Here is a 12,322-nt window from a genome sequence, read left to right as displayed (position 1 = left end):
AATATCCTGAAAGGAGGCGGGAATACTGTCTGCCGTCATTATAGGCCGCCCGGACGAATCCGACGCGAGCGGCCTTGCTTACGACCTCAGACGATTATTCCGCCTGTTTACCTGATTGGCGGTCGTTTTGTTTCAAATCATCTTCGGAAATAATTTCAAACAGCGTCACCACTTTTTGCACACCGCTCACACCGCTGACGATTTCAGCACCGCGCGTTGCTTCGCGCTGCGTGACCCGACCCAGCAGAAAGACGACGCCATTTTCCGTCACGACTTTATAGGCGTTGGAAAAAACATCCTTGGCATCGACAAAGCTGGCCAGTACCTTGCTCGTGATCAGCGCATCGCTGGAACGCGAACCGAAGCTGCTAGCGCCTGATATTTGCAATTCATTGAACACCCCTTGCACGTTAGGAATGTCTCTTGTTTCAGCCGCGGCAGCCTGTTTCGATTTCTCATCCGGCACTTCACCGGTCAGCAATACCTTGCGGTTGTAGCTGGTCACGTTTACGTGCGAACCTGCAGCAACCACACCGGGGATGCGCGATTCGCCCTTGATGATGATGCCCTTGTCTTCCGTCTGCGCGCCCACCGTGCGGCGATCAGAGGCGGAAAACGCCCCCACCAGTGCGCCACCTGCCAGCACCCCGAAACAACCTTGCAAACCCAGTCCCAGCATGCCGCAGATGGCCAAGGTAGCCAGTGGCCGTTTCAAGCGATTAACGCGCGATGCCGTCGGTACATTCACCTTCATTGCGTTTGTTGCAGTAGTTACTTCAATCATTCAAATCACCTCCAAATAGAGCGACGTCAATGCCGTCGCAGATGCAGTGCAGCGTCACCAGATGCACTTCCTGGATGCGCGCTGTACGGTCGTGTGGTACGCAGATATGGACATCCGCCTCGGTAATCCGTTTGCCGATTGCGCCGCCGCCCTTGCCGGTCAACGCCACGACGCGCATGTCGCGCTCCAGCGCCACGTCGATAGCGGCCAGCACATTGGCCGAATTGCCCGAAGTTGAAAACGCCAGCAATACATCGCCGGCCTGACCAAAAGCTTGTACTTGCTTGGAAAAAATTTCCAGATAACTGTAGTCGTTGCCAACGGCCGTCAGGATGGAGGTATCGGTCGTCAGCGCCATTGCCGGCAGCGGCAGACGTTCGCGCTCGAAGCGTCCCACCAGTTCAGCGGCGAAATGCTGACAGTCGGCGGCCGAGCCGCCATTGCCACAGGCAAGAATCTTATTACCGTTCGACAAGGCGACGAACATCACGTCAATCGCCTGGGCGATCGGTTGTGCCAGGACCGCAGCGGATTGTATTTTCAGCTCTGCACTTTCCTGGAAGTGGGCAATGATTCGTTGATTTGTCATAGGGATAGAGATAAGAAGAAAAGAGGTAAAACCATCGTCCACATGGACATCAGCCGGCTTCGATGGCGTTTTTTAACCAGACCATCCGGCCGCTTTCGAAGGCCACCACATCGAAGCGACACGGCGGCGGTGCGCGGTAGCGCGCGAGGAATGTGTGCGCTGCAATGATAAGCCGGTTTTGCTTGCTGCGGGTTACGCTGGCGGCCGCCCCGCCAAATTGCGCGCTGGCGCGCCAGCGTACTTCCACAAAGACCAGCACCTCGCCGTCTTGCATGACAAGGTCAATTTCGCCGCCCTTGCAACGAAAATTACGCATCACTAAGCGCAGGTGCTGCTGCGCCAGATAATCCAGCGCAGACTGCTCGGCGGCAGCACCGGTCACTTGGCGGTCGGTCTGCCCTGATGGTCGAGAAGCAGGTAGTGCCACGCCGTTTAACGCTGATCCGCCAGCGGCACCGGCAAGCCGTCCTGATACACCCCCGGAGTTTCAATGCGCTGCATGCTGGTCGCACCATGCTGCATGTCGATGCTCAGTTTGCCGGTAGCACCATCGAGGTCAAATACGTAACGGCGACCCGCCAATTGGCGCGCCACGCGGTAAGCATCGATGCCAAGCGCATATAAGCGTTCGAGATCGGCGTCGTGCTTTTCGCCGGCGCTGACAATACGGCGCGGATACGTGGTGACCGCCACCGAATCGCGCTGCAATTGCCAGGGAATGTCGACAAAGCGGACGCCATTGAGATCGGCAAGTTTTTCACTCACGGGATTGTCGGCAATCGCAGCCACCCCCGAGATCTCGTCTGCCTTTGGTGCCGCGACGGCGGTCGCCTGATCCGCCAGAGTCAGCGGATTGAGCTGTGACGTGCCATACACCGGTATCTCGCCGCCGATCGCATTGCGCAGTTGCTTGGCCTGTGCCGCATCGAGCGCGGCAAAAATCAGGGCTGGCTTTTCCGCCTGCAAGCGTTGCTGCAATTGCGCCAGCCCGCCTGCATTGAGAGCATTGCCCGCGCTGGTTACTTCCAGCGATTCCACTTGCATGCCCATTCGCTGCGCCTGTTGCGAGAACGCCTTGGCCGCACGCCGCTGCCAGGACAAAGACGTGGACAAGGTAAATATCTTGCCCGGTGTTTTCTCCCGCTCCACCCATTGCGCCACTTGCCGCGCCTCATCCTCGACGGACAGACCCAGCAAGAGCAATTGCTGCGGCAAGACGATTCCGACCTCGCTGACGAGGTCGGGCTGCGTCAGTGCGATAGTCGGCTTGCTGACCTGACCGCTTTGCGCCACTGCCGTCACACCACTGCGCGACAGCGGCCCAACCACGATATCGTTGGCGGCAATGGCCGCGGTGTAGGCAGTCAGCATTTGTTGCGCCGTGTCGCCGGTTTCGACGATGTTGACGGTGATCTGCTGTTTATCGAATTCATACGCGGTTAAAAAACCGGTGCGTACCGCATCGGCCGCCGCGCCAAACACACCGGAATGCAAGGGCAGCAGCAGCGCAACCCTGACCGGCCCAGCCGCTATGGGGGCCGGATCGGTGACGACGGTTGTATTTGCCTGCGCGTGGGCGCACAATCCGCTCAGTCCGCCGAGCAAGGCGGTGCCAAGCGTCAGCGCTATCCGTAATTTCAACAACATATGCATCTCCGATGAGTCAAACAAGCCCTCCCCTTCTTACTGCCATGCCGGTCATGCATGAAGTCGCGCAACAGACCTACCCGGTGTCGGCATTATATGTGCTGGCCACTCCCATCGGAAATGTTTGCGATATCACCCTGCGCGGCCTGCACATGCTGAGTCTGGCCGATGCCATCGCCTGCGAAGACACGCGCAACACCGCGCATTTGCTCAACCGCTATGGGGTATCGAAACCGCTGCTGGCGGCGCATGAACACAATGAACGCGAAGTTGCCGAGAAAATCGTCGCCCGCCTGCAAGCGGGGGAGCGTATCGTTTTAGTCTCCGATGCCGGCACGCCGGCCATTTCCGACCCCGGTGCGCGCATTGTCGATGCGGTGCTGCACGCCGGACTGCGCGTGATTCCCTTGCCCGGCGCTTCGGCGGGCATTGCGGCTTTATCGGCCTCCGGCTTGCTGAACGATCAATTCCATTTCATCGGCTTCCTGTCACCCAAGGCCGGCGCGCGCGACAAGCAACTGGAGCGCCTTGCCACCGATACGGCCACCCTGGTGCTGTACGAAGCGCCGCATCGTATCGTCGACACAATCGATGCGCTATTGAAGGTCTTTGGTCCGCTGCGTCAGATCGTGTTTGCCCGCGAACTGACCAAGCTGTTTGAAACGATTCACCGCTGCCCCCTGAGCGAAGCGCCCGGCTGGTTATCGGCTGATGCGAATCATCAGCGCGGAGAATTCGTCTTGTTGATAGAGGGAGCGCCGCAGCAGGCGGACAACGATGACGTTGAGGCCTTGCGCGTATTGCGTATTCTGCTGGCCGAATTGCCGGTCAAGCAGGCCGCCACGCTCGCCGCACAATTGACCGGACAGAAAAAAAATGCGCTCTACCAGCAAGCGCTGGCCTTGCGTGACGCGGACGACGCTGCCGCAGAGCAGGGCTAAATCCCCACTCAGCGCCGCTCACTTTGAGGCGGCGGCTTGCGATTTTAATGCGTCGTCGAGTGGGAAAACAGATTCAGTACCAGCACGCCGGCCACAATCAGGCCCATGCCAATCAGCGCCGGTGCATCCAGCGTTTGTCCGTAGATAAAATACGCCACCAGTGAAATCAGTACGATCCCCATCCCTGACCAGATAGCGTAAGCAACCCCCACCGGTATGGTTTTCAGCGTCAGCGACAAAAACAGGAAGGCGATCGCATAGCCAACTACCACCAACAGCGATGGCACCAGTCGGGTAAATCCGTCGGCCGCACGCAGCGCTGAGGTGGCAATCACTTCCGAAACGATGGCGATGCCAAGATAGACATAAGGATGCATACGCTTACCGTTCAACAATAAACGGCGTTACCACGCCACGCTGGCGTATCTGCTGCGCAGCCTCCTGCGCAGCACCACGACTGGCGTAAGGACCGGCATAGAGCCGATACACCCCATTGACGGTCATCGTTTGCATGTGATCGACGATCCCGCTCAGGCCCAGCTCCAAACGCCCTTTCGCTGCTTCTGCATTGTTTTCCTGCGAAAACGCACCGAACTGCAAGTAAAAACCTGGGACAGCGGCTGCCTGCATGCTCTGAGACCCTCCCGCCACCAGCGCTGGCGCAGCCTTGTCGGCAGGGGCGTCCATCAGTCCCTGCGTCTCAATCCGGGAGGTGCTGACGGCTTCCATCGTCGCCCCCTGTTCCGCTGCGCTGGCTTGCATCAGCACTGGCCTACCGGCCTTTTTATCCGCCAGTATTTGGGTAATGTCGTCCGGCAACAGGCGCTCGACTTCCAGTTCGCTGCTGCCGTTAGACAAGTAACCGAGCTTCAAAGCAGCGGTGTACGACAAATCGATAATGCGGCTGGAATGGAATGGCCCGCGGTCGTTCACCCGCACGATGATCTGGGCGCCGGTCTTCAGATTGGTGACTTTGGCGTAGGAAGGAATCGGCAAAGTGGGATGCGCGGCCGTCATCTTGTACATATCGTAAGGCTCGCCGGAGGACGTTTTCTGTCCGTGGAATTTTTTCCCGTACCAGCTACCGATGCCGCGCTGCTTGAAGGGCTTCTCATCCATGAGCGGGGTATAGGTTTTGCCGAACACGACGTAGGGCCGCCCGGAACTCTTGGAGTAGGGTTCGATGCGGGGTTCGGCGTCGGGAGTATCCATCAAGCCTTCAGGCGTCTTGTCACCCGGGCCATCGTCAAGGTAGTACCCCCCCCGGCCAGAACCGGCCGCAGGCAATGCCGGATTGGTTCGCCCGGTACTGGCCGAAGGGGACTTGCCGGCTTTGCCGGTGGCATCGGGGGGAGCGGGTCGGTTCGGTGCGCTGCTGCAGGCGGCCAGCGCCAGCACGAGCAGTGCGGCAAGAGGGCGCAGCAGGTAGGCCGCATTGCAAAACGGATTGCGCATCGGATTGCGCATCGGATTGCATAACGGATTGCACAACGGATTGCGCAAATTCTGACGACGAAATGGTAAGTCGATAGTGTGCATGATTCTTCCTTCTGAAAAGAGCGGGCCGGCTTGCCCCAGGGTTGCGGGCATCAGCAACCGCCGCTGAGCCATGGCCATCCCGCGATTGCCCCGCGTAGCACCTCGATCAAAGCTAGGCCGTGTTGCTCCCTAACTTTGCACCAATTTGCGATGGCGTTGAATGCTCATCAATATCCCGGCGCCCATGCCCAGTGTCACCAGTGCGGTGCCGCCGTAACTCATGAACGGCAAGGGCACGCCCACTACCGGCAAAATGCCGCTGACCATGCCCATGTTGACGAAGGCGTAGGTGAAAAAGATCATCGTGATGGCTCCCGCCAGCAGCCGCGTAAACAGGGTCGGCGCATTGGCGGTAATCATCAGTCCACGTCCGACCAACAGGGTGTACAGCACCAGCAGCACAATGTTACCGATCAGACCGAACTCTTCCGAATAGACCGAAAAAATGAAGTCGGTGGTGCGCTCGGGAATGAATTCCAGGTGAGTCTGGGTACCCTTGAGCCAGCCCTTGCCGGCGATCCCGCCGGAACCGATGGCAATGGTCGACTGAATGATATGGAAACCTTTTCCCAAGGGATCCGACGTCGGGTCAATCAGCATCATGACCCGCTGCCGCTGGTAGTCATGCATCAGGGACCATAGCACAGGCAGACTGGCGGCACCGGCGACGACCAGTCCGAACAGCACTTTCCAGGACAGTCCCGCGAAAAATATGACGTAGAAACCGGCGGCCAGCACCAGCACCGCCGTGCCAAGATCGGGCTGACGCACGATCAGACCGACCGGTACCGCCAGCAGCAGGGCGGCGATAATAAACGCATGCCAGCGCAGCATGCCTTCGCGTTTCTGGAAATACCATGCCAGCATCAGCGGCATGGCAATTTTCATGATTTCGGACGGCTGCACCACCATGCCGATATTGATCCAGCGGCGCGCGCCCTTGCGGATCAAGCCAAAAGCGGCCACGCCGATCAGCAAGGCTACCCCGACCGAATAAATCGGTACCGCGAAACGCAACAAGGTCTGCGGCGAAATATTCGCGGCGATCCACATGACAATGAAAGCCACCAGGATATTGCGCAACTGGTCTTCGACCCGCCCGGGAAAATTCATGCCGGCCGAGTACAGGGTAATGATGCCGACCGACAACAACAGAAAAAGAAATAGCGACAAGGCGCCATCGAACACGGCCAGTCGCGGCTGAATCAATTGCCAGAGTGAAGGTTTATGCAGGTTCATGGAAGCCCGGTCTGAAGCTGACTGTCAATGGATGCGAATCGGAAAAGGACATGACGGTAGTCACGCTCAGTCCCGCGTCGGAGGAAACGATTCTGCCGGCGCAGACTCGCTCTCTGCGGCCGCTGGAGCATCAAGCGCGGGGGCGATATCCTTGTTGACCGGCCGTTTTCCCAGTAAGTAATAATCCAGCGCCTTGCGCGCCAGCGGCGCGGCTGCTTGCGCGCCAAAGCCGCCATTTTCCACCACCACCGCCACCGCAATGCGTGGCTTGTCGAGCGGTGCAAAGGCGGTAAACAGCGCGTTATCAAGTAAATGCGTCGCCAGTCGTTTGGCGTCGTATTTTTCATTTTTCTTGATCGCTACCACCTGTGCCGTGCCGCTCTTGCCTGCGGAAGTATAGCCGGCGCCGACGAATGCCCTCGCACCGGTACCTTCCAGGTTGACCCCTTCCATCGCATGCTTGATCACATCGATGTTTTCCTGCTTGAGCGGAATGCGGCCACTTTCCTTCGGCACCGTCACCGTGCGCTGGTGCGTAACGCCATCTTCCAGAATTTTCACCAGATGCGGCTTCATCACTATGCCGTTATTGGCCAGTGTCGCTACTGCATGCGCCATCTGAATCGGCGTGAATGCGTTGTAGCCCTGGCCGATACCCAGAGAAATGGTTTCGCCGGCATACCATTTTTGCTGTTCCGGCTTGCGATAGGACGCGCGTTTCCATGCGGTCGAAGGCAAAATGCCGCGCTTTTCATGTTCCAGATCAATGCCGGTCAATTGACCAAAACCGAACGGCGCCATGAAATCGTGAATGGCGTCGACGCCGAGGTCGTTCGACAGCATGTAGTAATACGTGTCGCAAGAGACCACGATGGAGCGGTACATGTCGACCAGCCCGTGACCGCCCTCTTTATCGTCGCGGAACTTATGATTGCCGAGCCAGAAGAAACCGGGATCGCGAATGGCGTCCTGTGGCTTGCGTTTGCCCAGCTCCAGCGCCGCCAGGGCCATGAAAGGTTTGTAGGTGGAGCCGGGTGCATAGGTGCCGATCAAGGGCCGGTTGACCAGGGGGCGATCGGGCGAATTATTGAGTTCATCCCAGCTTTGCTGATCGATGCCATCGACGAAGACGTTCGGGTCGTACGAGGGTTGCGATACGTAGGCCAGAATATCGCCGGTCGCCGGATCGATTGCCACCAGCGCACCTTTACGATCGCCAAAGGCTTCTTCCACCACTTTTTGCAATTCGATATCGATGGACAGAATCAGATTGCGTCCTGGCGTGGCACCGGTGCGAGAGAGGGTACGCACAGCGCGGCCGCTGGCTGAAATTTCGACTTCCTCGTAACCCGTCGTGCCATGCAACTGCGCTTCATAGCTTTTTTCCAGGCCGTCCTTGCCGATGTAGTCGGTGCCGTTGTAGTTGGCTTCGTCATCACTGTCTTCCAGCGCATCGGCATCTGACCTGCTGATGCGACCGATATAGCCGATGACATGGGCGGCAGTCTTGCCGAACGGATACTGGCGGAACAGGCGCGCCTTGATATCTACGCCAGGAAAACGGTAGCGCTGTACAGTGAAGCGCGCCACCTCCTCATCGCTCAGGCGGGTGCGGATGGGCAGGCTTTCAAAATTCTTCGACTCGTCCAGCAGTTTGCGGAAACGACGTCTGTCCTTGGGCGAGATATCGACCAGCGCACTGAGCTGTTCGACCAGATCGTCCAGACTGACCTTGATCTTGGAGGGGGTGACTTCCAGGGTGTACGCCGAGTAATTGCGCGCCAGAACGACGCCGTTGCGATCCAGAATCAGTCCCCGGTTAGGGACGATAGGCACCACGGAGATGCGGTTTTCCTCGGCCTGCAAAGCGTAGACGTTATGACGCACTACCTGCAACCAGACAAACCGGGCCAGCAGCAGCGAAAAGCAGATCAGGATCAGGAATGCCGCCGCCAACAGTCGCACACGGAACAAGCGCAGTTCTTGCTCGGTATTTCTGAATTCAGTCATGGCGTCCGATCTGCACTGGACTAGATCGGACGATTGTCGTCGTGATTGACCGAGCGCCGTTGCGGCGCCAGCAACAGCCAGCTCAGCAGCGGCCACAAGACTGCACTGACCAGACTGCCAAGGAAGTAATACCAGTGCGGAAATTTACCGCTGACCGCCAGATGTACCGTCATTTGCATCAATTGCGCCACCACCAGCAAAGGCAGGATGTGCAGTGCCTGCGTCGCGGTAGGAAACCACAGTATGCGGCGGTGAATCATGATCGAGAAATACGAGAGGACGGTATAGGCCAAGGCACTTTCGCCGAGCAAAGTTCCCTGATGGACATCCATCAGAACCCCCATCAGAAAAGCCGCGAAGATACCGATTTTGCGCGGCTGATGAATGCTCCAGAACACCAGCACCAGCGCAACAAAATCCGGCACACCTACCCCAATACCGCCCCAAGGCAGCAAATTGAGCAGGAATGCCATCAGCAGACTGAAGCCGATAAACCAAGGGCTGACAGGCAATAAAATAAAATGGGGATTGTTCATCGTGGAGCCGCTCCGCTAGGAGCAGGCGTGACAGCGGCAGGAGCAGCAGGAGCGGCTGACACCGGTGCCGCTGTAGTCGTAGTCGTTGGCGTTGGCGTTGGCGTTGGACTCGGTTTTGGCAACGCAGGTACCGGCGCATTCGCAGTACCCGGAATGGCGGCCGTTGCAGTCCCCGTGGCGGGAGTGACTGAAGTAGCCGCAGCCGTTGGCAACGGTGCAATCGCCGGGACCGCCTCGCGCAACCGGCGCGGGAAAGCCTTGACGTTAGCCTCTGCCACATCGTCCGCCCCGGCGCGCGGCAACAAATTCTGTGGCGCCAGCAAAATCAGCAATTGCCGGTGCCGGTCAATGCCCGCCGCCGGCGTACACAGAATGCGCGCGAAGGCATCACTGGATTTGACCTCCACCTGACTGACCGTGGCGACTGCCAGCCCGGCAGGGTACAAACCGTCAATACCGGAAGTCACCAGTAAATCGCCGTTACGAACATCGGCGTTGGCCGCCATGAAACGCAGATCGAGCGACCCGGCCTGACCGCGCCCGTAAGCAATGCTGCGCAAGCCGTTGCGCAGCACCTGCACCGGTATTGCCTGATCTTTGTCGGTCAGAAGCGTCACTTCGGCACTAAAGGGGAAAATTCTGGTGACTTGGCCCACTACCCCGATATCGTCGATCACCGGCTGTCCGGTTTCGACTCCGTCGCGGGAGCCGCGGTTAAGGATGATCTTGCGAGAAAATGGATCGCGGGCATCGTAGAGGATTTCTCCGACCAATGAACGAACCGTCAAGCGCTTCTGCATATTGAGCAAATTGCGCAATTGTCCATTCTCAGCCGACAGCAGCCGCCATTGCTGCAAGGCCTGAGCATTGGTGATTTGTTGACGGCGCAGGTTTTGATTTTCCTGCTGCAGCGAAGACAGCGAAGAAAAATAGCCAGCCATTTCCTGTGCCGCATCGCGCGGCATCAAGGCCAGGGTCTGGAATGGATAGAGGGCGCTACCGACTGCCTGACGAATGGCGATCAGGCTGTGCATGCGGGAGTCAACGATCAGCATGGCAACGGCAATCAGCGCAAAAAATCCCGCGCGTACGCGTGCCGAAGCGCCTTGCTTAAAAAGTGGTGGAATATCCATTAACCGAGAAACAGGGTGTGATGGAAGCCAAATCCGCAACGACCGACCGCAACTGGCAGCCGGCGCACGGACAAATTATTATTCGCTAGAAAAAATCGAGCCCAGCTTGTCCATCCGATCCAGCGCCATGCCGGAACCGCGCACGACGCAAGTCAATGGATCTTCCGCCACAATCACGGGCAGACCGGTTTCTTCCATCAACAGACGATCCAGATCGCGCAGCAATGCGCCGCCGCCGGTCAGCATCATGCCCTTTTCGGCAATGTCAGCGCCCAGTTCCGGCGGAGTCTGTTCCAGAGCGTTTTTAACAGCAGAAACGATGTTGTTGAGCGGGTCAGTCAGCGCTTCCAGAATTTCGTTGCTGGAAATCGTAAATGAGCGCGGGATGCCTTCGGACAGATTACGGCCCTTGACTTCCATTTCCCGCACTTCGGAACCAGGAAACGCGGAACCGATTTGCTTCTTGATTGCTTCAGCAGTCTGTTCGCCGATCAACATGCCGTAATTGCGACGGATGTAGTTGACGATGGCTTCGTCGAATTTATCGCCGCCAACGCGCACCGAGCCTTTGTACACCATGCCGCCCAGCGAGATGATGCCGACTTCGGTCGTGCCGCCGCCGATATCCACGACCATCGAACCGGTTGCATCCGACACCGGCAGACCGGAACCGATCGCCGCCGCCATTGGCTCTTCAATCAGATAAACCTGCGATGCGCCGGCACCCAGCGCCGATTCGCGAATGGCGCGACGCTCAACCTGAGTCGAACCGCACGGCACGCAAATGATGATGCGGGGCGATGGGCGAAACAGTTTGGAATCATGCACCATGCGGATGAACTGCTTGAGCATTTGCTCGGTCACGGTGAAGTCGGCAATCACGCCGTCCTTCATTGGGCGGATCGCCTCGATATTGCCTGGCACTTTGCCCAGCATCGCCTTGGCTTCTTTGCCCACCGCCTGGATGGTTTTTTTGCCACTGGGGCCGCCCTGCTGGCGAATTGCCACAACGGAAGGTTCGTCCAGCACAATGCCCTGTCCGCGCACATAAATCAGCGTATTGGCAGTTCCCAGGTCAATGGCGAGGTCATTCGAGAAATAACTACGTAAAAATCCAAACATGAATTGTCCTGATGCGCCGCGCGCAAAGCGCGAGGCAAGTAAATAGTGGGGAGGCGATTTATCATTAACATGCCCGCGGCGGCGCGGATGAGACGAATCGCGAGCGCCCGACAGAGTGCGCGACGGACGATCAAGGCTGACGCAAGGACACCGATAACCAGAGGCACAACAAGCACCGCAGACATGGCCTGGATCCGTGCAGCACAACAATAGTTAGGCATTCCCGACACCGGCAAGGCATTAACCACGCATTCTACCTTATAATTTGCCCGATACCCGCAAGCAAAAAAGGCAAAAACTCCCAATAGCAGCCAGAGTTACCTCACAGTATTTTTAGGCGCACCTTTTTCCCTGCCCGACCTTCATTGACCTTCAGGCGCCGGCGGCGCACTCCTACTATGACCCTCACGCTTTCCGACGTAAAACGCATTGCCCATTTGTCCCGATTAGAGCTGACAGAAGTGCAGGCCGATGCAACCCTGACCAAACTCAACGGCATCTTCGCCCTGGTCGAACAACTCAAAGCGGTCGACACCCGCGGCGTTGAACCGCTCAGTCACCCGATCGCCGCGCTGACGCCCAACCTGGCGCTCCGACTGCGCGAGGACGAAGTCAGCGAGACAAACCGCCGGGCAGATTACCAACAGCCGGCCCCCGCCACCCGCGACGGTCTGTATCTGGTCCCGCAAGTACTCGACTGACCCCGACGACCGCCATTCCTGTTGCGGGCCGTTGCGAACGGCACCGCACAACAACGCAAGCACAACCCGCGAGCACATTCC

13 protein-coding genes are annotated in these 12,322 nt (G+C 58.1%); 2 read left to right on the top strand and 11 right to left on the bottom strand.

Annotation, left to right across the window (positions count from 1 at the left end):
* Positions 1-94 precede the first annotated feature (94 nt).
* The 4 genes from RGU70_RS03830 to RGU70_RS03815 are packed head-to-tail and all read right to left on the bottom strand — an operon-like array spanning position 95 to position 3,020.
* On the bottom strand, positions 95-754 hold the full coding sequence (locus RGU70_RS03830; protein ID WP_416186546.1) for a BON domain-containing protein: 660 nt from the start codon (positions 752-754) through the stop codon (positions 95-97).
* A gap of 22 nt (positions 755-776) precedes the next feature.
* Entirely contained in the window at positions 777-1,373 is a 597-nt protein-coding gene (locus RGU70_RS03825) for a phosphoheptose isomerase (protein WP_322208075.1), read from the bottom strand.
* A 49-nt stretch (positions 1,374-1,422) separates the two neighbouring features.
* Positions 1,423-1,800, bottom strand: coding sequence for a YraN family protein (locus RGU70_RS03820; RefSeq protein ID WP_322208074.1), 378 nt, complete (start codon positions 1,798-1,800; stop codon positions 1,423-1,425).
* A 5-nt stretch (positions 1,801-1,805) separates the two neighbouring features.
* Complete coding sequence (locus RGU70_RS03815) at positions 1,806-3,020, bottom strand: penicillin-binding protein activator (RefSeq protein ID WP_322208073.1); 1,215 nt, start codon at positions 3,018-3,020, stop codon at positions 1,806-1,808.
* Between the two features lie 11 nt (positions 3,021-3,031).
* Between RGU70_RS03815 and rsmI the strand changes: the two genes are divergently transcribed.
* Entirely contained in the window at positions 3,032-3,961 is a 930-nt protein-coding gene (gene rsmI / locus RGU70_RS03810; RefSeq protein WP_322208072.1) for a 16S rRNA (cytidine(1402)-2'-O)-methyltransferase, read from the top strand.
* Positions 3,962-4,005: 44 nt separating this feature from the next.
* On the opposite strand, the gene RGU70_RS03805 is transcribed toward rsmI, so the two are convergent.
* The 7 genes from RGU70_RS03805 to RGU70_RS03775 all read right to left on the bottom strand — a co-directional run bounded on the left by RGU70_RS03805 (position 4,006) and on the right by RGU70_RS03775 (position 11,540).
* Entirely contained in the window at positions 4,006-4,338 is a 333-nt protein-coding gene (locus tag RGU70_RS03805; RefSeq protein WP_322208071.1) for a DMT family transporter, read from the bottom strand.
* A gap of 4 nt (positions 4,339-4,342) precedes the next feature.
* Positions 4,343-5,428 (bottom strand): septal ring lytic transglycosylase RlpA family protein, encoded by a 1,086-nt coding sequence (locus RGU70_RS03800; protein ID WP_322210693.1) that lies wholly within the window; start codon positions 5,426-5,428, stop codon positions 4,343-4,345.
* A 201-nt stretch (positions 5,429-5,629) separates the two neighbouring features.
* On the bottom strand, positions 5,630-6,739 hold the full coding sequence (rodA, locus tag RGU70_RS03795; protein WP_322208070.1) for a rod shape-determining protein RodA: 1,110 nt from the start codon (positions 6,737-6,739) through the stop codon (positions 5,630-5,632).
* 66 nt (positions 6,740-6,805) lie between these two features.
* A complete protein-coding gene (mrdA, locus tag RGU70_RS03790) occupies positions 6,806-8,749 on the bottom strand; it encodes a penicillin-binding protein 2 (protein WP_322208069.1) in 1,944 nt (647 codons plus the stop codon).
* A gap of 20 nt (positions 8,750-8,769) precedes the next feature.
* Positions 8,770-9,285 (bottom strand): rod shape-determining protein MreD, encoded by a 516-nt coding sequence (mreD, locus tag RGU70_RS03785; protein WP_322208068.1) that lies wholly within the window; start codon positions 9,283-9,285, stop codon positions 8,770-8,772.
* Positions 9,282-10,418 carry a rod shape-determining protein MreC gene (gene mreC / locus RGU70_RS03780; RefSeq protein WP_322208067.1) on the bottom strand — a complete coding sequence of 379 codons (1,137 nt, stop codon included), beginning with the start codon at positions 10,416-10,418 and terminating at the stop codon, positions 9,282-9,284. Before mreC ends, mreD begins: the two co-directional genes overlap by 4 nt.
* 78 nt (positions 10,419-10,496) lie before the next feature.
* Positions 10,497-11,540: a rod shape-determining protein gene (locus RGU70_RS03775; RefSeq protein ID WP_322208066.1), complete on the bottom strand. Its 1,044-nt coding sequence runs from the start codon at positions 11,538-11,540 to the stop codon at positions 10,497-10,499.
* A gap of 398 nt (positions 11,541-11,938) precedes the next feature.
* Here RGU70_RS03775 and gatC point away from each other — a divergent pair, with 398 nt between their 5' ends.
* The gene (gene gatC, locus RGU70_RS03770) at positions 11,939-12,241 is read left to right on the top strand and encodes an Asp-tRNA(Asn)/Glu-tRNA(Gln) amidotransferase subunit GatC (protein WP_322208065.1); all 303 of its coding nucleotides are present in this window, start codon (positions 11,939-11,941) and stop codon (positions 12,239-12,241) included.
* Positions 12,242-12,322: the final 81 nt, after the last annotated feature.

Origin of the sequence: Herbaspirillum sp. RTI4 (genome assembly GCF_034313965.1) — a bacterium.
GTDB lineage: Bacteria > Pseudomonadota > Gammaproteobacteria > Burkholderiales > Burkholderiaceae_D > Herbaspirillum.
Note: the sequence above shows the minus strand (reverse complement) of the source record. Positions and strands in the feature narration are given on the sequence as shown.

Coding starts and splice junctions, on each gene's coding strand:
- RGU70_RS03775 (WP_322208066.1), bottom strand. CDS start 11,540: ATGTTTGGATTTTTACGTAGTTATTTCTCGAATGACCTCGCCATTGAC.
- RGU70_RS03800 (WP_322210693.1), bottom strand. CDS start 5,428: ATGCGCAATCCGATGCGCAATCCGTTTTGCAATGCGGCCTACCTGCTG.
- rsmI (WP_322208072.1), top strand. CDS start 3,032: ATGAGTCAAACAAGCCCTCCCCTTCTTACTGCCATGCCGGTCATGCAT.
- RGU70_RS03805 (WP_322208071.1), bottom strand. CDS start 4,338: ATGCATCCTTATGTCTATCTTGGCATCGCCATCGTTTCGGAAGTGATT.
- mreD (WP_322208068.1), bottom strand. CDS start 9,285: ATGAACAATCCCCATTTTATTTTATTGCCTGTCAGCCCTTGGTTTATC.
- gatC (WP_322208065.1), top strand. CDS start 11,939: ATGACCCTCACGCTTTCCGACGTAAAACGCATTGCCCATTTGTCCCGA.
- RGU70_RS03815 (WP_322208073.1), bottom strand. CDS start 3,020: ATGTTGTTGAAATTACGGATAGCGCTGACGCTTGGCACCGCCTTGCTC.
- RGU70_RS03825 (WP_322208075.1), bottom strand. CDS start 1,373: ATGACAAATCAACGAATCATTGCCCACTTCCAGGAAAGTGCAGAGCTG.
- RGU70_RS03830 (WP_416186546.1), bottom strand. CDS start 754: ATGAAGGTGAATGTACCGACGGCATCGCGCGTTAATCGCTTGAAACGG.
- mrdA (WP_322208069.1), bottom strand. CDS start 8,749: ATGACTGAATTCAGAAATACCGAGCAAGAACTGCGCTTGTTCCGTGTG.
- rodA (WP_322208070.1), bottom strand. CDS start 6,739: ATGAACCTGCATAAACCTTCACTCTGGCAATTGATTCAGCCGCGACTG.
- mreC (WP_322208067.1), bottom strand. CDS start 10,418: ATGGATATTCCACCACTTTTTAAGCAAGGCGCTTCGGCACGCGTACGC.